This window comes from Aeromicrobium sp. 10G20-16, from assembly GCF_055809665.1.
In genome coordinates this window covers 3,193,537-3,215,189 of sequence record NZ_CM147919.1, presented here as the reverse complement: position 1 = coordinate 3,215,189, position 21,653 = coordinate 3,193,537, and the positions used below count along the sequence as shown (strand labels likewise).

General features: G+C 69.0%; 20 protein-coding genes. 2 read left to right on the top strand and 18 right to left on the bottom strand.

Translation table 11 applies throughout. The features are described 5' to 3' along the window. Positions 1 to 10 precede the first annotated feature (10 nt). The 4 genes from AC0L5F_RS16550 to AC0L5F_RS16535 form a co-directional block, all read right to left on the bottom strand. Positions 11 to 814 (bottom strand): ABC transporter permease, encoded by an 804-nt coding sequence (locus tag AC0L5F_RS16550; RefSeq protein WP_473314524.1) that lies wholly within the window; start codon positions 812 to 814, stop codon positions 11 to 13. Beyond that, entirely contained in the window at positions 811 to 1,734 is a 924-nt protein-coding gene (locus tag AC0L5F_RS16545) for an ABC transporter ATP-binding protein (RefSeq protein WP_473314523.1), read from the bottom strand. Before AC0L5F_RS16545 ends, AC0L5F_RS16550 begins: the two co-directional genes overlap by 4 nt. 79 nt (positions 1,735 to 1,813) lie before the next feature. Next, entirely contained in the window at positions 1,814 to 2,623 is an 810-nt protein-coding gene (locus AC0L5F_RS16540) for an ABC transporter permease (protein WP_473314522.1), read from the bottom strand. A 24-nt stretch (positions 2,624 to 2,647) separates the two neighbouring features. Next, positions 2,648 to 3,544: an ABC transporter ATP-binding protein gene (locus tag AC0L5F_RS16535; protein ID WP_473314521.1), complete on the bottom strand. Its 897-nt coding sequence runs from the start codon at positions 3,542 to 3,544 to the stop codon at positions 2,648 to 2,650. Between the two features lie 95 nt (positions 3,545 to 3,639). On the opposite strand from AC0L5F_RS16535, the gene AC0L5F_RS16530 reads away from it, so the two are divergent. Together AC0L5F_RS16530 and AC0L5F_RS16525 are read left to right on the top strand one after the other, a co-directional pair. Further along, the gene (locus AC0L5F_RS16530) at positions 3,640 to 4,626 is read left to right on the top strand and encodes an SDR family NAD(P)-dependent oxidoreductase (protein ID WP_473314519.1); all 987 of its coding nucleotides are present in this window, start codon (positions 3,640 to 3,642) and stop codon (positions 4,624 to 4,626) included. Positions 4,627 to 4,696: 70 nt separating this feature from the next. Next, positions 4,697 to 6,094, top strand: a complete 1,398-nt coding sequence (locus AC0L5F_RS16525) for an aspartate aminotransferase family protein (RefSeq protein WP_473314518.1) — start codon at positions 4,697 to 4,699, stop codon at positions 6,092 to 6,094. A 3-nt stretch (positions 6,095 to 6,097) separates the two neighbouring features. Here the strand turns inward: AC0L5F_RS16525 and AC0L5F_RS16520 are convergent, their stop codons facing one another. The 14 genes from AC0L5F_RS16520 to tsf all read right to left on the bottom strand — a co-directional run bounded on the left by AC0L5F_RS16520 (position 6,098) and on the right by tsf (position 21,635). Beyond that, positions 6,098 to 6,562, bottom strand: a complete 465-nt coding sequence (locus AC0L5F_RS16520) for an AMP-binding protein (protein ID WP_473314517.1) — start codon at positions 6,560 to 6,562, stop codon at positions 6,098 to 6,100. A 2-nt stretch (positions 6,563 to 6,564) separates the two neighbouring features. Continuing rightward, complete coding sequence (locus tag AC0L5F_RS16515) at positions 6,565 to 7,302, bottom strand: enoyl-CoA hydratase (RefSeq protein WP_473314516.1); 738 nt, start codon at positions 7,300 to 7,302, stop codon at positions 6,565 to 6,567. Between the two features lie 140 nt (positions 7,303 to 7,442). Continuing rightward, positions 7,443 to 8,222, bottom strand: a complete 780-nt coding sequence (locus AC0L5F_RS16510) for an HAD family hydrolase (RefSeq protein ID WP_473314515.1) — start codon at positions 8,220 to 8,222, stop codon at positions 7,443 to 7,445. Positions 8,223 to 8,324: 102 nt separating this feature from the next. After that, complete coding sequence (locus tag AC0L5F_RS16505) at positions 8,325 to 8,846, bottom strand: CHAP domain-containing protein (RefSeq protein WP_473314514.1); 522 nt, start codon at positions 8,844 to 8,846, stop codon at positions 8,325 to 8,327. Then, positions 8,743 to 9,417 carry a hypothetical protein gene (locus AC0L5F_RS16500; protein WP_473316233.1) on the bottom strand — a complete coding sequence of 225 codons (675 nt, stop codon included), beginning with the start codon at positions 9,415 to 9,417 and terminating at the stop codon, positions 8,743 to 8,745. Before AC0L5F_RS16500 ends, AC0L5F_RS16505 begins: the two co-directional genes overlap by 104 nt. A gap of 182 nt (positions 9,418 to 9,599) precedes the next feature. Further along, positions 9,600 to 10,733 (bottom strand): dual-specificity RNA methyltransferase RlmN, encoded by a 1,134-nt coding sequence (gene rlmN / locus AC0L5F_RS16495; protein WP_473316217.1) that lies wholly within the window; start codon positions 10,731 to 10,733, stop codon positions 9,600 to 9,602. Positions 10,734 to 10,795: 62 nt separating this feature from the next. After that, a complete protein-coding gene (locus AC0L5F_RS16490) occupies positions 10,796 to 11,779 on the bottom strand; it encodes a zinc-binding metallopeptidase family protein (RefSeq protein WP_473314513.1) in 984 nt (327 codons plus the stop codon). A 110-nt stretch (positions 11,780 to 11,889) separates the two neighbouring features. Next, a complete protein-coding gene (locus tag AC0L5F_RS16485; protein WP_473316216.1) occupies positions 11,890 to 12,768 on the bottom strand; it encodes a transglutaminase family protein in 879 nt (292 codons plus the stop codon). Beyond that, complete coding sequence (locus AC0L5F_RS16480) at positions 12,768 to 15,224, bottom strand: circularly permuted type 2 ATP-grasp protein (protein ID WP_473314512.1); 2,457 nt, start codon at positions 15,222 to 15,224, stop codon at positions 12,768 to 12,770. The genes AC0L5F_RS16485 and AC0L5F_RS16480 overlap by 1 nt, the downstream gene beginning before the upstream one ends. Continuing rightward, complete coding sequence (locus AC0L5F_RS16475; RefSeq protein WP_473314511.1) at positions 15,221 to 18,550, bottom strand: transglutaminase family protein; 3,330 nt, start codon at positions 18,548 to 18,550, stop codon at positions 15,221 to 15,223. The genes AC0L5F_RS16480 and AC0L5F_RS16475 overlap by 4 nt, the downstream gene beginning before the upstream one ends. 29 nt (positions 18,551 to 18,579) lie before the next feature. Next, entirely contained in the window at positions 18,580 to 19,467 is an 888-nt protein-coding gene (locus AC0L5F_RS16470) for a phosphatidate cytidylyltransferase (protein WP_473314510.1), read from the bottom strand. Next, positions 19,457 to 20,011 (bottom strand): ribosome recycling factor, encoded by a 555-nt coding sequence (gene frr, locus AC0L5F_RS16465; protein ID WP_473316215.1) that lies wholly within the window; start codon positions 20,009 to 20,011, stop codon positions 19,457 to 19,459. Before frr ends, AC0L5F_RS16470 begins: the two co-directional genes overlap by 11 nt. 33 nt (positions 20,012 to 20,044) lie before the next feature. Continuing rightward, positions 20,045 to 20,794, bottom strand: a complete 750-nt coding sequence (pyrH, locus tag AC0L5F_RS16460; protein WP_473314509.1) for a UMP kinase — start codon at positions 20,792 to 20,794, stop codon at positions 20,045 to 20,047. 25 nt (positions 20,795 to 20,819) lie between these two features. After that, positions 20,820 to 21,635, bottom strand: a complete 816-nt coding sequence (gene tsf / locus AC0L5F_RS16455) for a translation elongation factor Ts (RefSeq protein ID WP_473314507.1) — start codon at positions 21,633 to 21,635, stop codon at positions 20,820 to 20,822. Positions 21,636 to 21,653: the final 18 nt, after the last annotated feature.

Sequence of the window (21,653 nt, the reverse complement as noted above, 5' to 3'; positions counted from 1 at the left end):
CAGGTGCGGGTCACTTGACCTCGGAGCGACGGATCAGCCAGACCCCGGCCGCCAGCGGGATCACGAACCAGATCAGCCCGGAGGTGCCGAGCTGCGCCCATTCCTGACCCGAGACGCTGTCGTTGAACAGCTTGCTCTGGGCGAAGTTGAAGTCCACCCAGGGCTGCAGGCTCTTGAACCAGTCCTGCAACGCCGCCAGCAGGCTGAAGATGCCGGGCAGCACCAGGCTGTAGACGAAGTAGCCGACGATCGCGGCCGGCGTGTTGCGGAACAGCGCGCCCAGGGTGAAGCCGAGCAGCAGGCCCAGGATGTTGGCCAGCAGGATGAACAGGAACATCCGGACCGAGACGTCCCAGTCTGCCGAGATCCCGTTCACCGCGGCGCCGATCACGTTGCCGACGGCGCCGATCCCGAAGGCCAGCAGCACCGACACGACGCCGACGATGACGGCAGCGGCGATCTTCGCGTTGATCACCGATCCACGGTGCGGCACGAGGGTGAAGGTGGTCAGTCCGCTGCGCTGGCTCCACTCGCCGGTGACCGAGAGGATCGCGACGACCGGCAGCAGGACGCCCAGCGGAACGCCGAAGGCCGTGGCGAACGTGCTGAAGCTGATGACCGAGTCCGGCGCGAACGCGATCACGGAGACGGTGGCGATGACCGACAGCACGACGATGCTGATCATCAGCCAGCGTCCGGCCCGGGTGTCGAACATCTTGCGCAGCTCGACCGAGACCAGTCGGCTGAACGGGATGCCCGGGACGTTGGTGGAGAGCGTGTCGGTGGTGATGACCGACGGGGTGGTGGCGCTCATGCGAGTGCTCCTTCGGTGGTCTGGTCGCGCTGGGAGGCGGAGGTGAGCTCGAGGAACATGTCCTCCAGGCCCGCACCGGCAGCGGGGCGGAGCTCGACGAGGGCCACACCGGCGGCGAGGGCGGCCTGTCCGACCTGCTCGGCACCGAGGGCGACCTGAAGTCCACCCTCGACCGCGGTGGGTTCCTGTCCGGACTGCGCGAGCGCATTGTGCAGTCGTTGATCGTCGACCGAGTGGACGAAGGTGGAGACGGCCCCGCCACGGGCGCGGGCCATCAGCTCGGCCTTGGTGCCCTGCGCCACGATCCTGCCGTGACCGATCACGATGATCTCGTCAGCGATGATCTCGATCTCGTGCAACAGGTGCGAGCTCAACAACACCGTGCCCCCACGATCGGCATACGTCCGCAACAGGCTCCGCATCCAGTGGATGCCCGCCGGATCCAGACCATTGGCCGGCTCGTCCAGGATCAAGATCTTCGGATCACCGATCAACGCATTCGCGATGCCCAGACGCTGACGCATCCCCAACGAGTAGTTCTTCACCCGCCGCTTGGACTCCTCCGGCGTCAAGCTCACCAACGCCAACATCTCGTCCACCCGACTCATCGGCAGACCCATCGTCAACGCACTCAACGTCAAGATCTCACGACCCGTACGACCCGCATGCTGCGCCGACGCATCCAGCAACACACCCACCTGCGTGCCCGGATTCGGAATGTCGCGATAATCCACGCCCCCGATGCTCGCCGACCCAGCAGTCGGCGGAGTCAGACCCGTCATGATGCGCATCGTCGTGGACTTGCCCGCACCATTCGGACCCAGAAAGCCCGTCACAGCACCCGGCCTGCACGTGAACGAGACGTCATCGACAGCCCGATAGGGCCCATACGTCTTCGTGAGGTTCTCAACAGTGATCATGAGTCCAACTGTGCACCACGGGACACGCCACGTGAATCAGCCGATCGGTCACATCCGGGTAGCCGAAAGTCGCAGAGACCTACTTGACCTCGGAGCGCAGGATCAGCAGCACGCCCAGGGTCAGGGGCAGCACGAACCAGATGAGGCCCGACGTGCCCAGCTGGGCCCACTCCTGGCCGGTCATGCTGCCGTCGAACAACGGACCCTGGGCGAAGTTGAAGTCCACCCAGGGCTGCAGGCTCTTGAACCAGTCCTGGAACGCCGCCAGCAGCCCGAAGATGCTCGGCAGCACGAAGCCGTAGACGAAGTAGCCGACGATCGCGGCGGGCGTGTTGCGGAACAACGCGCCGAGGGCGAAGCCGAGCAGCAGGCTGAACAGGAACGCCAACCCGATGGTGAAGAACTGCAGCACGCTGACGTCCCAGACGGCGTCCAGGCCGTTGATGGCCGCTCCGACGACGTTGCCGATCGCACCGATCGCGAACGCGAACACCACGGCGCCCAGTCCGACGACGACCGAGGCCACGACCTTGGCCCACACCACTGAGGCCCGGTGCGGCACGAGGGTGAAGGTGGTCAGTCCGCTGCGCTGGCTCCACTCGCCGGTGACCGAGAGGATCGCGACGACCGGCAGCAGCACGTTGAGGGGCACGCCGAAGGCAGTGCCGAAGGTGCCGTAGGTGATCACTCTGTCGGGCGCGAACGCGATCACGGAGGCGGTGGCGATGACCGACAGCACGACGATGCTGATCATCAGCCAGCGTCCGGCCCGGGTGTCGAACATCTTGCGCAGCTCGACCGAGACCAGTCGGCTGAACGGGATGTCCGGGGTGTTGGTGGAGAGCGTGTCGGTGGTGATGACCGACGGGGTGGCGGGGGTGGCGCTCATGCGAGTGCTCCTTCAGTGGTCTGGTCACGCTGGGTCGAGGACGTGCAGCTCGAGGAACATGTCCTCCAGGCCCGCGCCCGTGGCGGGTCGCAGCTCGATCAGGGCGAGCCCGTGCTCGAGCGCGGTCTGTCCGATGTCACTGGCGTCGGCGGTGACCTGGAGTCCACCCTCGACGGTCGACACCTCGTGGCCGCGGGCCGTCAGGGCCGACTCCAGACTGATGTCGTCTGCGCCGTGGACGAAGGTGGAGACGGCCCCGCCACGGGCGCGGGCCATCAGCTCGGCCTTGGTGCCCTGCGCCACGATCCTGCCGTGACCGATCACGATGATCTCGTCAGCGATGATCTCGATCTCGTGCAACAGGTGCGAGCTCAACAACACCGTGCCCCCACGATCGGCATACGTCCGCAACAGGCTCCGCATCCAGTGGATGCCCGCCGGATCCAGACCATTGGCCGGCTCGTCCAGGATCAAGATCTTCGGATCACCGATCAACGCATTCGCGATGCCCAGACGCTGACGCATCCCCAACGAGTAGTTCTTCACCCGCCGCTTGGACTCCTCCGGCGTCAAGCTCACCAACGCCAACATCTCGTCCACCCGACTCATCGGCAGACCCATCGTCAACGCACTCAACGTCAAGATCTCACGACCCGTACGACCCGCATGCTGCGCCGACGCATCCAGCAACACACCCACCTGCGTGCCCGGATTCGGAATGTCGCGATAATCCACGCCCCCGATGCTCGCCGACCCAGCAGTCGGCGGAGTCAGACCCGTCATGATGCGCATCGTCGTGGACTTGCCCGCACCATTCGGACCCAGAAAGCCCGTCACAGCACCCGGCCTGCACGTGAACGAGACGTCATCGACAGCCCGATAGGGCCCATACGTCTTCGTGAGGTTCTCAACAGTGATCATGGGACGAGACTCCCACCCGACGCCGGCCAGGTGAATCAGGGTTTCTCCTGAGCCGGCCCGGTGCGACCCTGCACCGTCCCCCCTACCGTGGTCACATGACCCGCCACCTCACGTCTGCTCTCGACGTCGTGCTCGACAAGTCGCTGCTGCTCGGATACACCTCGATCGGCCCGAGCCTTCGGCGGCACTGGTGGCCTGCGGACGCTGAGCCTGGGTCGCTGGTGGGCCGCCACGTCGTCGTGACGGGTGCCAGCGGGGGGCTGGGCCTCGCCGCCGCCGCCGGGATCGCACGGCTCGGCGCGACGGTGCACCTGCTGGGCCGCACCGAGTCGCGACTGATCGATGCCGCGGAGACCATCCGTCGTGCCCAGCCCGACGCCGACCTGCTGCCCGAGGTGTGCGACGTCAGCGACCTCGACGCCGTGCGCGCCTACGCCTCCGACCTCGCCCAGAGGGTGCCGGTGCTGCACGGCATCGTGCACAACGCCGGCGTGATCCCGCCGCAGCGCGTGACGTCGGCCCAGGGACACGAGTCCACCCTGGCCACGCACGTGCTCGGCCCTCTGCTGATGACCGAGCTGCTGCGTGACCAGCTGGCCGCCGCAGCCGACTCGAGGGTCGTGGTGGTCTCGTCGGGCGGCATGTACTCGGCGCCCCTCGACGCGACGATCGGTGACGACATCGAGTACGAGCGCGGCACGTACGAGGGCATCCGCGCCTACGCGCGCACCAAGCGGCTGCAGGTCACCATGACCGAGCTGCTAGCGCAGCGGTACGCCGGCGACGGCATCGCGGTGCACAGCATGCACCCGGGCTGGGCCGACACTCCCGGGGTCACCGACTCGCTGCCGACGTTCTCCCGGGTGCTCGGACCGGTGCTGCGCTCCGCCGAGCAGGGCGCCGACACGATCGTGTGGCTCTCCGCGGCGGACGCGGCCTCCGACTCGACCGGCCTGTTCTGGTGCGACCGCCGCCCTCGCTCGACCTCCTACCTGCCCGGCCGGTCGGACGACCCCGACGCGCGCCGGTCGTTCTGGACCTACGCCTGCCACGCCGTCGGCATCGACCACGTGCCGGCCTGACCCCACACCGATGGCGCCCGCCGTACGGGGGTGGTTGAGGGTGACCGGGGCGGAGGGTCACACTGGCGCCATGAGCAACGACCAGGAGCACGACCGCCTGCAGCGAGCAGGCAAGGACCACCTGTGGATGCACTTTGCGCGGCACGGTGCGTACGCCGAGCACGACATCCCCGTCATGCAGCGCGGCGAGGGCATGTACGTGTGGGACACCCGCGGCAAGCGATACCTCGACGCGCTGTCGGGATTGTTCGTCGTTCAGGCCGGTCATGGCCGTCAGGAGCTCGCCGAGGCGGCCGCCAAGCAGGCCCGCGAGCTCGCGTTCTTCCCCGTCTGGGGCTACGCGCACCCCACCGCGATCGACCTCGCAGAACGACTCGCGGGGTACGCGCCGGGTGACCTGAACCGGGTGTTCTTCACCACCGGCGGCAGCGAGGCGGTCGAGTCCGCATGGAAGGTGGCCAAGCAGTACTTCGCCCTGCAGGGCAAGCCGACCAAGACCAAGGCCATCAGTCGCCGCGTCGCGTACCACGGCACCACCCACGGAGCGCTCTCGATCACCGCCGTCGCGGGGCTGAAGGAAGCGTTCGAGCCGCTGGTGCCCGGCACCGTGCACGTCGCCAACACCAACATCTTCCGGGCGGCCGAGGAGGGGTACGCCGGATCGGTCGACGACCTCGAGGCGTACTCCACCTGGGCCGCCGACCAGATCGAGCGGGCCATCGTCGCCGAGGGGCCGGACACCGTGGCCGCGGTGTTCCTCGAGCCCGTGCAGAACGCCGGTGGCTGCTTCACTCCCCCGCCGGGCTACTTCGAGAAGGTGCGCGACATCTGCGACCGGCACGACGTGCTGCTGGTGTCCGACGAGGTCATCTGCGCCTTCGGGCGCCTCGGCGAGATGTTCGGAGCGACCCGATTCGACTACCAGCCCGACCTGATCACCTGCGCCAAGGGCATCACGTCCGGCTACGCACCCCTGGGCGCCATGATCGCGTCCGACCGGGTGATGGAGCCGTTCCTGCAGGGCAAGAACAGCTTCGTGCACGGCTACACCTTCGGCGGCCACCCGGTGTCGACCGCGGTGGCCATGGCGAACCTGGACATCTTCGAGCGCGAGGACCTCACCGGTCACGTGCGCGAGACCACCGGGTCCTTCCGCAGCACGCTGGAGAGCCTGCTCGACCTCGACATCGTCGGTGACGTGCGCGGCGACGGCTACTTCTTCGCGATCGAGCTGGTCAAGGACTCCGCGACCCACCAGACCTTCGACCGAGCCGAGACCGAGCAGCTGCTCCGTGGCTTCCTCAACGGCCGGCTGCTGGAGCAGGGGCTGTACTGCCGCACCGACGACCGCGGAGACGCCGTCATCACGCTGGCGCCACCCCTGATCGCCGAGCAGGCCCACTTCGACGAGATCGAGCAGATCCTGCGCTCGGTCCTCACCGAGGCGCAGGATCGCGCCTGGGCCTGACGGTCAGGACAGCGTGCCGCCGTCGAGCAGAGGGCCGAAGACGTCCGGGTGCGCCGCGAGCATGCGGTCGGCGTAGCCCTCGGGGTCTGCTGCCGGTGCTGGAGCCGGGTCGTTGCGGCCGGCGTGGAGCAGGACGTCCCACGGGACCTCGGTGTCGGGCGTCCTGAGGATCGGCGGCTGCCCGGTGAGCGCCATGTCGGCGGCCGGATCGTGCTCGGTCCCGAGACGGGCGATGGCGAGCACCGCGATGACGTGCTCGCGGCGCAGATCCAGGTCGAGCGTCACGCGAGAGCCTGCGGCCAGACCGATCTCACTCAGGGCGCCGGCGATCGATGCCGAGTCGTGCAGGAGCTGGGCATAGGTGATGGGCCGTCCGACGCCTGCGTAGGCGACGTCGTCGGCGCGGCCGTTGATGACGTGGTGGTCGAGGGCGCGGAACGCGAGGCTGCCGGTGGCGCTGTCGGGCACGCTCACTCCCCCGTGAAGACCGGTGGGCGCTTCTCGGCGCGGGCTGCGGCCGCCTCGCGCACGTCGGCGCTGGCCCAGACGCGCTGGAAGCTCTGCTCGACGACCACCTCGTCGCCCGGGCTGCCGTTGAGCACCATCTTGTTGTGCGCCAGTGTCAGCGGGGCGAAGGTGGCGATCTGCCCGGCCCACTGGTGGGCGTCGTCGAGGGTCCCGGCCCGGTCGGCGAGGCCACAGACGAGGGCCTGCTCCTGGTCGAGGATCTCGGCGCCGATCATCAGTCGACGTGCCGGTCCGGAGCCGGCCAGCTTCTCCAGCGTGCGGATGGTCCAGGCGTCGACCGCCATGCCGTTGCGCGCGGTGGGCACCCCGAACCGCGACGACTCGTCGGCGACCCGCAGGTCGCAGGCCATCGCGAGCTGGGTGCCGGCGCCGATCGCCGGACCGTTGACGGCGGCCACGATCGGGACCGGGACCGATGCCAGGTGGTGCAGCATGCCGTAGAGGGCGTCGAGGAACTCTCCGCCGTAGACGCCGTCGAGGTCGGCTCCGGAGCAGAATGCCGTCCCTTCCCCGGTCACGACGATGACCCGGGCACCACTCGTGATCGCTTCGTCGACGCCGGCGTGGATCGCTCGGCACAGGTCGAGATTGAGCGCGTTGCGGCGGTCGGGCCGACGCAGGGTCAGCGTGGCGACAGGTCCGGCGTGGTCGAGCGACAGCACCTGGTCGGCGTCGGTCATGGTCCTCCTCGGGTCGGCTCCACGCTATCGAGCCGGCCCCGTGCCGCGGCAACCGAGTGGCGCATCGTGAACCGCGAGTGGCGCAGTCTGGTCGAGATCCGGTGCCGAAATCGACCAGACTGCGCCACTCGCGGGGGTGGTCAGGGGGTCCGCAGGCGCTCGAGAACGCTGGCGACGCCGTCGTCGTCGTTGCTGGCGACGGTCTCGTCGGCGACGGCCCGCACGTCGTCGTGCGCATTGGCCACCGCGAAGGCCCGGCCGGCCCACCGCAGCATCGGCAGGTCGTTGGGCATGTCCCCGCATGCCCACACCTGGTCGGCGGTGAACCCGTGCTCGGCGCACCACGCCGCGAGGCCGCTGGCCTTGGTGACACCGGGGGCGGTCATCTCGGCGAGTCCCATGACACCGCTGAATCCCAGCTCGGCCCGGTCCCCGACCACGTTCGACACGAGCCGGTGGAACTCGGGGCCCTCCACCTGGGTCGACCGTGCGAGCAGCTTGCCGACCGGCCGATCCGTGACTCCGGCGTGGTCGATCAGCACGTACTCGTCCACCTCCGGGTCGACGAACCCGACCTCTCGCCCCATGCCGTCGGCGCGCTCGGCCGCGAACCCGATGCCCGGCACCGCCGACCTCAGGTCCCTCACCAGGGACAGGACGTGGTCGTGGTCGAACCCGCGTTCGGTGACGACTTCCCTCCGCGGGACGTCGTAGACGAAGGCGCCGTTGCCGCAGATGGCGATGCCGTGGTGGCCCACGTGGTCGACCAGCTGGTCGAGCCAGCGCGGAGGTCGGGCCGTGACGAAGACCGTCGTGACACCGGCCGCCCACGCGGCCTCGAGCGCGGCCCGCGTGCGCGGCGACACGGTGCCGTCCGACCGGAGCAGCGTGCCGTCGAGGTCGGTGGCTAGCACTCTCACAGTAGAAGGCTAGTCAGTGGGCGGGAGGCCATGAACGCGGCAAGAACTACAGATCACCGTAAAGTCGCGCCCGGCATGAACATTGGCGTATGGCAAGACGCCTCAAAATTTCGGTGTCACGAATGCGGAGACATGGCCGACACCGACGATGTAGCCGTTGGTGCCAAGTCTGCCGACCCTTGCATTCGCTGCAGAAATCTTCGTGTCCCGCACAACGACGCCGTTGATATTCCCGTGGGTAATGTCGATGGAGCCATTGCTGTGGACCGCAGTAACCAACCCCACGTGATTGGCGTAGTTCGAACCGTTGAATCCAAACACCACCGCGTCTCCGACTTTCGGCGCATACGTCGTCGACCTGTGCACCGTGCCGCCATGTTTTGATGCGGCAGTAATAAAGGTTGCCGAGGACGCCGAGATTCCCGAGATCCTCGCCCCAGCCTTGCTCCAGGCCCAGCGGGCAAACTCCGAGCACCACGCGCTGGGAACTCCACAACTACCCAGGAATCCCTTCTTGCCGTCAGTCCGATTTGTGGAGCACGGGCCGAGACCAAGGTTCTGAGTCGCGACGGCCGCAATTCGCGCGGTACTGGCGACCGGCTTCTTGGCTGTCGTTACCCGCACGTAGGCCGACCACTTGGTGCCCTTGTTGTTCGAAGCCCCAACTTGAATCGTGTATTGGGTCGAGGCGCTCAGTCCTCCGATCGTGGTGGACGTGGCGTTGGCTCCGGCCCGGGGTCCGGCCTTCCAGGTCCTTCCACCGTTGGTGGAGTACTGGGTCTTGAAAGATGTCTCGTTGTTGGACTTGTCGACCCACGAGAAGCTTGACGGACGACGCCGTCACCGAACTCGCCTTCGGGCTGCTCGGCTGAGCAGGGATTGAGCAATACGTCAGCCCCAACGAAGTCGCGTTCTTGGCCGTGTAGAGGTCAGCATCGATGGCGTAACCGGTCTTTCCACCGTAGGTCACCTTGAAGTAGTACGGGTCGGCCTTCGCCACCGCCCCGTACGCCTTCTCCCCGACCGCCAAGCACTGCAACGTCAGTTTCTTGCGAGCGGGGATCCACAGGATCGGGCGGACGCCGGAGACCTTCGCTGTTGGTTGAAGCTGGGTCTTGACCGCGGTCGTGCCGGTCGACGTGGCCGCCTCGGAGGGGCTTGCAAGGAAGATACCCGTCACCAAGACCAGCGACATCGGGAGAACGAGTAGTTTGCGCGACATCGGTGGTCCTTCGGCGACGGGCCACCGTGAGAGGTGGCAGAAACGTGACGAAATTGAACCACGCGCGCAGACCTCAGGTTGGACATTTGAGACAGGACGTTAGTACTCAAATCTGGACATCGTCCTGACCGTCCCTTGTCCGTCGAGGCGCTGGACTACACCTCAGTCGCAGCCAGCTGTCCGCAGGCGGCGTCGATCTCGTCGCCGCGGGTGTCGCGGACGGTGGTGGAGATGCCCTTGGCCTCGAGCCGGCGGACGAACTCGTCCATGTCCTCGTCGCGCGAGCGCGTGAACCTGGCGCCCGGGATCTCGTTGAGCGGGATGAGGTTGACGTGCACCCAGCTGCCCGGGCGGTCGGAGCCGCCGCCGAACGAGAGCAGCACGTCGGCGAGCATGTCGGCGCGCCAGCCCTGGTCGTTGATGTCACGCATCATGGCGTACTCGATGGAGACCCGGCGTCCGGTGAGCGTGGCGTACTCCCATGCGGCCTCGACGGTCTCGTTGACGCTCCAGCGGGTGTTGATCGGCACCAGCTCGTTGCGCAGCTCGTCGTCGGGCGCGTGCAGCGACAGCGCCAGCGTGACCGGGATGCCCTCGGTGGCCAGCTGCTTCATGCGCGGTACCAGCCCCACGGTGCTGACCACGATGTTGCGCGCCGACATGCCCAGACCATCGGGAGCCGGGGCCACCATGCGGCGGACCGCGCCGATGACGGCCTTGTAGTTGGCCATCGGCTCCCCCATGCCCATGAACACCGCGTTGGACAGCCGGCCCGGTCCACCCGCGACGTCACCGCGCGCCATCGCGCCGGCGGCGTCGACCACCTGGTCGACGATCTCGGCGGTGCTCATGTTGCGCTGCAGCCCACCCTGACCGGTGGCGCAGAAGGGACAGGCCATGCCGCACCCGGCCTGACTCGACACGCAGATCGTGGCGCGACCGGGGTAGCGCATCAGGACCGACTCCACGAGCGCGCCGTCGAACAACCGCCAGAGCGTCTTGCGGGTCTTGCCCTTGTCGGCCTCCATCACCCGCACGGAGGTCAGCAGGTCCGGAAGGAGGGCGTCGACGATGGCGGTGCGCGAGCCGGCGGGGAGATCGGTCATGCCGGCCGGGTCGCGCTCGAGGCGCGAGAAGTAGTGGGTGGCGACCTGCTTGCCCCGGAACGCCGGCTCGCCGAGCGCGGTGATGACCTCGGTGCGCTCCTCGGCCGTGAGGTCGGCGAGGTGGCGCGGCGGCTTCTTGCGTCCGCGGGGCTGCTCGAACACCAGCGGCAGCGTCTTGGGCAGATCAGTCACCGATCCAGTGTCCCATCCGCACGGCAATCGCCCGAATCGTCAGTCGGCGCGGCTCACCCTCGGGGAAGGTCGGCCACGAACTGCAGCTTGTCGAGCACCGGCGCGGGGATGACGAACGGGTACAGCGCGCCCTTGCCCATGCTGCGGTTGATCTGGTTCAGCGCGATGCTCAACGGCACCCAGACGCCGACCACGAGGTCCCGGAACGAGGTGAAGTCCTGCGGGTTGCCGACCGTGGACAGCCCGTGCGCCGACGCGGTCTCGATGGTGTCGCAGATGTGCAGGTAGTGCGCGAACGTCTCGGCGAAGTCCTCGAACGGGTGCATCGTGGCGTACATGCTGATGTAGTTCTGCTCCCACCCGGCGGGAGGGCCTTCGGAGTAGTGCCGCTCGATCGCGTCGGCGTAGCTCTCCTCCTCGTTCCCGAACAGCTCGCGAGCCTGGCCGATCAGGTCGCCTCGCACGTGCTGCCACTCGATGTAGTGGCCCACCTCGTGCCGGAAGTGACCGAGCATCGTGCGGTACGGCTCGTCGAGCTGGACCCGCACCTTCTCGCGGTGGGCGTCGTCGCTCTCGGCGAGGTCGAGCGTGATGACGCCGTTGTCGTGGCCGGTGGTGACGTCCTCGTCGACGCTGGACAGCAGGTCGAACGCGAGCCCGTTCTCCTCGTCGACGCTGCGCGGGGTGATGGAGAACCCGAGGGTGTCCAGCTCGACGACGAGACGGCGCTTGGCCTCCTCGGCGACCTTGTACTCGCGCAGTCCGACCGCGTCGGCATCACTGGGTCGGGTGCGCGTGAGCCCGCAGCTGAAGCAGTACCCGCCGGGGAACTCGGTCAGCCAGGTGCAGCCGGACAGGTTGAGGTTCTTGCAGACGTGCCAGATGTCGCCGTCGGCGTCGACGTACTGGCCCTTGTCGTCCACGGGCACGATGGCGCGCTCCTCACGCGAGAACCCCAGATTCGTGCGGCACGACACGCAGATCGAGTTCTCGAAGAACAGGGAGCTGCCACAGACACGACACGAGAACGACTTCACTTCCCAAGTGTGTCAGGGTCGGTGCCTTCGCACCGACGGCGGCAACGCGGCGCAGGCCTTCCGAGTGGCGCAGAGTATCCGCCGAGCGGCGAGATGGCCGGAGCGGCGGGTCAGATCGGGGCGACGTCGACGGAGACGGTGAGGGTCGAGGTCTTGGCCTCGGTGAAGATGACGCCCTTGACCGGGGGTACGTCGGCGTAGTCGCGTCCCCATGCCACCGTGACGTAGCGGTCGTTGACCCACTGGTCGTTGGTCGGGTCCACGGCCAGCCAGCCACCACCCGGCACCCACACGGCGACCCAGGCGTGGGTGGCGTCCGCACCGACGATGCGCTCCTTGCCCGGCGGCGGCGTGGTGGCGAGGTAGCCGCTGACGTACCGCGCGGCCATCCCGTGCGATCGCAGGCACGCCAGCGTGAGGTGGGCGAAGTCCTGGCAGACGCCCGCCCGCTTCTCGAACACGTCGTGGATGGTCGACGTGACGGTGGTGGCCGTCTTGTCGTAGACGAAGTCCGCGTGGATGCGGTGCATGAGATCGGTGACCGCCTCCCCCACCGGACGACCGGGCTGCAGCGAGACCGCACCGTACTCGGCGGCGTCCTGCGGATGGTCGATCAGCGGAGATCGCAGGCTGAAGTCGGCCGCGCGCCACGCGTCGGGCACGTCGGGCCGGTGGGCCGGGCGTGCCTGCTCCCACGGCTGCGCGAGCGACGCCTCGTCGTGCACCGGCGTCTCGGACTCGACCTCGCTGGTCGCCAGCACCACCAGCGTGCGGTGCGGCTCGGTCACCTGGAAGTAGGTGGCGGTGTTGCCGTGGTAGTCGGCGTCGATCGAACGATCCGCCGGTGCGGGGTCGATCTGCACGTCGTGCTGCAGCACCCGCTGGCAGTCCATCGTGCGCGGCACGAGGTAGGCGATCCCGAGACTGTCCGACACGTCGTCGTCGTAGGTGTACGTGGTGCGGTGGTTGATGCGGTAGCGCATGCCCATCACTCGCGGACCGTCGCGAAGCCGAACACCCGCGGCACGGGCGCAGGGGCGAAGTGCACCTGACCGATCGAGTCGGCCAGTCGGCTCAGCGCATCGAGGTAGGCGTCGAGGAAGCGTTCCAGGTTGGGTCGGCGCTCTCCTTCGATGGCCACCAGCGCGGGGATGTCGACCCGCTCGAGCTCTTCGACGAGATCGTCGAGGAGTCGCTCGGGGCGGCTGGCGCCGGACGACTCCGGCAGCGCGGCCAGGTGCTCACGCATGCGCGCGTGGCCGAAGGCGAGCGATCGTGGATTCTCCGGATCGAGCAGCAACAGCTCGAGGACGCTGGACACACGCACGTACCCGCGATACCGACGTTGATGGGTGACGCTGCTCTCGGCCGCCGTCAGCACCGCGCTGAGCACTTCGCGGTCGACGTCGATGCCGCGACGGACCGTGGCCGTGTGGCGCAGCAGATGGGTGAGCTGCAGGCCGCGTTCCACCGACCGACCGATGCCGATCAGGTGCCATCCCGGGTCGCGCATCATGTTGGCCGTGACGCCGTGCAGCGCCAGGATCCCGGTGAGCATGCGGCCGGCGCTCTCGGAGATCTGGTGGCTGTAGGGGTAGCTGCGCAGCGCAGCGGAGGCGCGGTCCGTGCTGCCGAACGCGTGCCAGGTGTCGGGCGAGAGCTGGTCGCGCACGCTCTGGGCTGCGTCACGCAGAGCGCTGATCGACTGGGCGACCGATCCGGGCCGGTGCGCATCGAGCAGCACCGAGCGGAAGCGCTCGTCGTGGTCGTCGGTGGTGGACCGTCCGGCGAGCCGCTCGATGACGCCCATCATGACCGCAAGGCTGGCGCCGCCGGCACTGTGCGGGCGGTTGCGGAAGTCCTGGGCCGAGCCGTGGGCCGTGATCACCAGCCGCAGCATGTCCTCGGCCCGCTCGCCGTAGCGGCCCAGCCAGAACATGTCCTCCAGGATGCGAGGCACCATGGCCGCCGGAGCACGCACGTTGGTCAGGGGCAGCACGTCGGCCAGCCCCTGGTCGGGGTCCTCGGGGCGCTCCTTGAGCACCCAGACGTCCTTGCTGGAGGCCGAGACGACACCGTCGTACACGTTGGCGAGCCCGCCCACCATGGGCCGGTAGCCCGAGCCGTACTTCATCGTGAAGGTGCGCAGCGACAGCGTCATCGGCTGCACGCCGCGCGCCTGCAGGGTGGGCGACTGCGACAGCGCGACCGGTTCCTGGCCGACATAGCGGTAGGGCTCGGTCCGGATCATCTCGCGCAGCGTGTCGTGCGGCAGATGGCCGAGATCGTCGGGGCCGTCGATCGAACGCACCACCACCGAGCCGAGGCGGTCCAGGACCTGCTCGCGGGACCGATCGTCGCCGCACCACCACGTCTGCACCGACGGCAGACGCAGCGGCTCGTCGAGCAGCACCTCGCACAGCTGCGACAGGTACGGCATCAGGGCCGGGTTCTCCAGCACACCGGCGCCCAGCCCGTTGACGACGCGCACGGTGCCGCGCCGCACCGCCTCGGACAGACCCGCCACGCCCAGCTGGGAGTCCTTCCGCAGCTCGAGCGCGTCGCTCCACGCTGCGTCGACCCGGCGCAGGATGACGTCGACGCGTTCGAGCCGCCCGACCACCCGCATCCAGACCGCGCCGTCGCGCATGACCAGGTCGCTGCCCTCGACCAGCGGGAAGCCGAGGCTGGAGGCGACGAAGGCCTGGTCGTACGCCGTCTCGGAGTGCGTGCCGGGCGACAGGACGACGACGCGAGGATTCGCGCGGTCGTCGGGCCCGGCCTCGATGAGGGTGGCACGCAGCGCCTGGAAGAACGGGGCCATGCGGTGCAGGCCGGCTCGGCGGTACAGCTCGGGCATGACCCGGGAGATGACCCGACGGTTCTCCATCGCGTAGCCGATGCCGGACGGCGCCTGGGCCCGATCGGCGAGCACCTGCCACTCGCCATGGGCGTTGCGCCCGAGGTCGGCGGCCGCGACCAGGAGCGGCTGAGGGTCGCGAGCCGACGCTCGCGCCGCGACACGCAGGAAGCCGCTGTGTCCGAAGACCACGGCCGGCGGCAGGACGCCCGAGGAGATCACGGTCTGCGGCCCGTAGAGGTCGACGAGAATCGCGTTGAGCAGCTCGGTGCGCTGAGCCAGCCCCATCTCCAGCGGCGCCCACTCCTCGGCCGTCAGCACCAGGGGCATCGGATCGAGCCGCCACGCCTCGGGATCGCCGTCGGGCGGCGTGTAGGTGACGCCGTCGTTGGCCAGGAACCGCTCGATGTCGCCCTCGACGCGGCGCAGCTCGGTCTCGGTCAGCTGGACCGCGCTCTCGGCCAGCGGCGCCCAGGCCGGTCGCAAGGACCCGTCGGGTGCGATGACCTCGTCGTATCGGGTGGTGACCTGAGGGGTCAGCGCGGGCTGGCTGACGGCTGCCGCATAGTCACCGAGCGCCGTCACCGACCAGCCTCACGCGTGCGCAGCACCCGGCGCAGGTCCAGCGTGTGCGGGTACTCCGGCGTCTCGGCACGGCGGCCCAGCGCCGTCATGGCCGCGACGTCGACACTGCCGGCGGTGTGGCCGAGCGCCTCGAACCGTCCGCTGCGTCGCGACTCGGCCTCACGCGCGTTGACCGGCGGGTTCTCGTGGGCCCGGCCCCCGGGGTGCACCACGTGGTAGGTGGCGCCACCGAGCGAGACCGCGGCCTGGATGTCGACGACCTCGAAGGTCAACGGCGAGTGCACCTCGATCGAGGGGTGCAGCGCCGACGGCGGCTGCCACGCGCGATAGCGCACTCCGGCGAAGTACTCGCCGGCGCGACCGGTGGGTGTGAGGGGCACGGGAACACCTTGGCAGGTGACGACGTGTCGTCCCGGAACCACGCCGTCGACCATGACCTGCACGCGCTCGACCGAGGAGTCGACGTACCGGGCCGTGCCGCCCGCGGTGGCCTCCTCGCCCAGCACGTGCCACGGCTCGATGGCGTTGCGCAGCTCCATCGTGATGCCGGCGATGCTCGTCGAGCCGATCCGCGGGAACCGGAACTCGGTGAACGGGTCGAGCCAGGTGGGGTCGAAGTCGATGCCGAACGCCCGCAGGTCGGCCACGACGGCTCCGATGTCGGCGATGGCGCCCTGCGGCAGCAGGAAGTCCTCGTGCAGCGCCGTGCCCCAGCGCACCAGAGGCTGACGGTAGGGCTGCTCCCAGAACATCGCCACCAGCGAGCGCACCAGCAGCGACTGCACCAGCGCCATCTGCGGGTGCGGCGGCATCTCGAACCCGCGCAGCTCGAGCAGGCCGAGCCGGCCACGGGCCGAGTCGGGGCTGTAGAGCTTGTCGATGCAGAACTCGGCGCGGTGCGTGTTGCCGGTGAGGTCGGTGAGGATGTGCCGCAGCGAGCGATCCACGAGCCACAGCGGGGGTGCGGGAGCGTCAGATGACTCCGCGGCCAGCCGGTCGATCTCCGACAGGGCGATCTCGGCCTCGTACACCGCCTCCGGGCGCCCCTCGTCGAACCGTGGCGCCTGGCTGGTGGGGCCGATGAACCGGCCGGAGAACAGGTACGACAACGCCGGGTGGCGCTGCCAGTACGCCACCATGCTGGCCAGCACGTCGGGACGACGCAGCATGGGCGAGTCGGCCGGCTGGGCGCCACCGAGGGTGATGTGGTTGCCGCCGCCGGTGCCGGTGTGTGTGCCGTCGAGGTCGAACTTCTCGGTGGACAGCCGCAGCTCGCGGGCCGTGCCGTACAGCGACAGGGTGAGGTCGCGGAGCTCGGCCCACGAGCCGGACGGCTGCACGTTGACCTCGATGACACCGGGGTCGGGCGTGACGACCAGCTGGGTCAGCCGTGGGTCCGGCGGGGGTCCGTAGCCCTCGATCACGACCGGCTGCGCGAGCGAGGATGCGGCGACGTCGATGACGTGCAGCAGGTCGACGTAGTCCTCGAGCCGCTCGGTGGGGGGCAGGAAGACGTGCACGTGGCCCTCACGGCCCTCGATGGCCAGGGCGGTGGTGGGCTGGTCCTCGACCGACACCACGGGCACGGAGGGGATACCGGCGTGAATGGCAGGTCCGGCCTCGAGGTACGACGGGTCGCCGCTGGCCTGGGGGTCGGTCCAGCTGATGGCGTCGAGCGGCAGCCGCAGTCCGACGGCCGACGTGCCGGGGATGAGCACCAGCCGTCCGCGGCGCAGCGACCAGTCGGGACTGACCCACTCCTCGCCCGTGGCGATCGGCAGGACCCAACCGGTGGGCTCGTCGACACCTTCGTCGAGCTCGGCCACCGTCGCGGCGGTCGGAGCGGTCGGATCGGAGTCGGGGCGCTCGCCGTCGGGTCGGCGCAGGTCGGCGGCCAGCTGGAGCAGCGGATCCTCGAACGCGGGACGCAGCTGCTCCGGCGGCAGACCCAGCAGGCGGGTCATCTCACGGGCCAGCTGCTCGGCACGCACCGGCGCGTCGTCGACGGCAGCGGACTCGTCCCACGGGTCGGCCAGCAGGGTCGGGTCGGACCAGATGGCGGTGCCGTCCTTCAGCCACTGCATCGCGATCTGCCAGCGTGGCAGCGGCTCGCCCGGGTACCACTTGCCCTGACCACGGTGCACGACGCCGCCGGCGGCGAACGTCTCGCGCAGCGTGTCGGCCAGCTGGCTGGCGAGGCGACGCTTGTCGTCACCGTCGGCGTCGGTGTTCCACTGCGGCGAGACCATGTCGTCGAGCGACACGAAGGTGGGCTCGCCACCTTGGGTCAGGCGCACGTCGCCCGCATCCAGCCGGTCATCGACCGCCTGTCCCAACGCATCGATGCGCTGCCAGGCCTCGTCGGTGTACGGCTTGGTGACCCGCGGGTCCTCGTGCACCCGCGTGACGGTGTTGGAGAACGAGAACTCCACCGACGTCGGCTCGGTGAGCCCCGAGATCGCCGCGGACGAGGAGGGGTGCGGTGTGGCGGACAGCGGGATGTGGCCCTCGCCCGCGAACAGCGCCGACGTGGGGTCCATGCCCACCCAGCCGGCGCCCGGGACGTAGACCTCGGTCCAGGCGTGCAGGTCGGTGAAGTCCTCGGCCGGACCGTTGGCACCTCCTCCGAGCGCCTCCTGGTCCGACGTCAGCTGCACCAGGTAGCCGGACACGAACCGCGCGGCAAGACCGTACTGGCGCAACAGGGAGACCAGCAGCCACGCGCTGTCGCGGCACGATCCGATCGCCCGCCCGAGCGTCTCGTCGGGACTCTGGACGCCGGGCTCCATCCGCACCGAGTAGGCGACGTCGCGATTGACCGCCGCGTTCAGGTTGGCCAGGAACGTCACGATCGGCACGCCATCGGGGTCGACCGGCGGCAGCGCCTCGCGCCACGCGGTCACCACGGGACCGGGTTCGCCCTCACCGCCCTGCTCCGCCACGGGCCTCAGGTACGGCGCCAGGTCGGCGGCCAGCTCGGGCTCGTACGAGAACGGGAACCGCTCGGCGTACTCCTCGACGAAGAAGTCGAAGGGATTGATCGAGACCAGGTCCGCGACCAGGCCGACCGTGATGTCGAGCTCGTGGACCGGCTCGGGGAAGACCAGACGGGCCATCCAGTTGCCGAACGGGTCCTGCTGCCAGTTGATGAAGTGGGGAGCGGCGACCCCGCTCGCGTCGCGGGTGGGCGTGACGTCCAGGGCGTACGCCTCGATGGGGGTGCGCGTGTGAGGGGCGGGCCGCAGACGCACGACGTGGGGCCCGAGTCGCACCGGTCGCTCGAAGGAGTAGGTGGTGCGGTGCTCGAGCGCGACCTTGATGGACATGGGACCAGCCTGCCTCGTGGGTGTGTCGCTCAGGTAACCGGGACCAACGTGTACAGCACGAGCCAGGCGATCGGCGCGACGGCGATCAGCGAGTCCAGGCGGTCCATGATGCCACCGTGGCCGGGCAGCAGATCGCCCATGTCCTTGATCCCGAGGTCGCGCTTGATCAGCGACTCCGACAGGTCGCCGAGCGTCGCGAAGACCACACCGGCGACGCCGAGGAGCACACCGGCCCACCACGGGCCGTCCAGGACGAGCACGACGAACAGGGCGCTGGCGACGACCCCCACCGTGAGCGAGCCGGCCACGCCCTCCCAGGACTTCTTGGGGCTGATGGTCGGCGCCATGGGGTGCTTGCCGAACAGGACGCCGGCGATGTACCCGCCGATGTCCGACGCGATGGTGGCCAGGATGAACGCGACCACCCGCCACGGGCCGTCGTCCTCGACCAGCATGAGCACCACGAACACGCCCATGAGGTACAGGTACGACAACGCGAAGATGCCGGCCGTCGTGTCGCGCACGAAGCCGTCGGCCCCGTCGCTCAGTCGCCAGACCAGCAGTCCGATCACCGTGAGTGCCATGGCGACCGCTGCCGTCTCCATGCCGCCGTAGTAACCGCCGATCAGCATGATGTTGCCGCCGGCTGCCACGGGCAGCAACGGCATGGCGATACCCGCGGTGCGAACGGCTCGGCCGAGCTCCCACAACCCGATCGTCAGGGCGATCGCGACGACCGCGACGAAGACGTCCTTGAACAGGAACAACGAGGCGAACACCATCGCGACGAGGCTGAGCCCCACCGCGATGGCGGCGGGCAGGTCCCGTCCGGCCCTGCTCTTCGCGGGAGCAGCGTCGTCGGTGGAGGGGTCGGCCGAAGGTGGATCTGATGCCTGTGGCGCAGGCTCAGACCTCAAGGAGCTCGGCTTCCTTGTTCTTGAGCAGGTCGTCGACCATGTCGACGTACTTCTTGGTGAGGCCGTCGAGGCGCTTCTCGGCGCCGGTGTTGTCGTCCTGGCTGATCTCGGAGTCCTTCTCGGCCCGGTCCATCGCCTGCTTGGCGTTGCGGCGCACGCCGCGAACGGCGACGCGGCCGTCCTCGGCCTTGGACTTGGCGAGCTTGATGTACTCCTTGCGTCGCTCCTCGGTGAGCTCGGGCAGCGTCACGCGCAGCACCTTGCCGTCGTCGGACGGGTTGACGCCGAGGTCCGACTCGCGGATCGCCTTCTCGATGGCCGCCTTGGCACCCTGGTCGTACGGGCTGATGATCACGGTGCGCGGCTCGGGGACCTGGAATCCGGCCAGCTGCTGCAGCGGCGTGGGGGTGCCGTAGTACTCGGCCGTGATCTGGGAGAACATCGCCGGATGGGCGCGGCCGGTGCGGATGGCCGCGAACTCCTCGCGGGTGTGCTCGACGGCCTTCTCCATCTTGGACTCGGCGTCACGCAGGGTCTGATCGATCACGATGCTTCCTTCTTCCGTTGCGCTGCACGCCTAGTCGGCGTGGACCAGCGTTCCGATCTTCTCACCACGCAGGACTCGCGCGATGTTGCCCTCGCCCTCCATGCCGAAGACGATCATGGGCAGACGGTTCTCCATGCACAGCGCGAACGCGGCCGCGTCGACGACCTTGAGGTTCTGCTGCAGGGCGTCGGCGAACGTCACCTCGTCGAGCTTGCGGGCCGAGGCGTCGGTGCGCGGATCGGCGGTGTAGACGCCGTCGACACCGCTCTTGGACATCAGGACGGTGTCGGCCTTGATCTCGAGTGCGCGCTGCGCCGAGACGGTGTCGGTGGAGAAGTACGGCATGCCGGCGCCCGCGCCGAAGATCACGACCCGGCCCTTCTCGAGGTGGCGGATGGCGCGGCGCGGGATGTACGGCTCGGCGACCTGGCCCATGGTGATGGCCGACTGCACGCGGGTGTCGATGCCCTGCTTCTCGATGAAGTCCTGCAGCGCGAGGGCGTTCATGACGGTGCCCAGCATGCCGATGTAGTCCGCGCGCGAACGCTCCATGCCGCGCTGGCTCAGCTCGGCCCCGCGGAAGAAGTTGCCACCGCCGACGACGATGGCGACCTCGACGCCCTCCTGGACCGCCGCGGCGATCTGCGCCGAGATGCCGTTGACGACGTCGGGATCGATCCCGAGCTTGCCGCCCCCGAACACCTCACCGGACAGCTTGAGCAGGACACGCCGCACGGGACGCGCAGACTCCGTCGATGCTTCGTGCTCGGCAGTGGTCATGCGCGTCCTCTCCTTGCGGCGTCCGTCAGGAGCCGACCTCGATGTGCGCGAAGCGCGTGAGCTTCACGCCGGCGGCGTCGACGACGGCCTGGACCGTCTTCTTGTCATCGGTGACCGACGGCTGCTCCAGCAGGACGACGTCCTTGAAGAAGCCGTTGAGGCGGCCCTCGGTGATCTTGGCGATCGCCTGCTCGGGCTTGCCCTCCTCGCGAGCGGTCGCCTCGGCGATCTCGCGCTCCTTGTCGACGATCTCGGTGGGGATCTCGTCGCGGGTCAGGTAGCGCGGGCGCATGGCCGCGATCTGCATGGCCACGGAGCGTGCCACCTCGGCGTCGCCGCCCTCGAACTGCACCAGCACGCCGACGGCGTGGGGCAGGTCGCTGGCGCGGCGGTGCATGTAGGTGGCGACGTCACCGTCGAACGCGGCCACGCGGCCGAGCTCGAAGCTCTCGCCGATGACCGCGGCCAGGTCGGCGATCGACTGGGCGACGGTCTTGCCGCTGGACAGGGTCGACTCGGCGAACTCCTCGGCCGACGCCGGCTTGCTGGCGTCGGCGGCCTCGGCCAGCTCCTGGGCGAGCGCGATGAACTGCTCGTTCTTCGCGACGAAGTCGGTCTCGGACTTGAGCTCGACGATCGCGGTGCCGGAGTTGGCGACCAGGCCCGAGGAGGCCTCACGCTCGGCGCCGCGCTTGGCCGCCTTGGCCGCACCCGAGATGCGCAGGGCCTCGACGGCGGCGTCGAAGTCGCCGTCGGCCTCGGTCAGCGCCTTCTTGGCGTCCATCATCCCCGCGCCGGTGGCGTCGCGGAGCTTCTTCACGTCAGCGGCTGCAATGGCCATGTGACAGGTGTCCCTTCG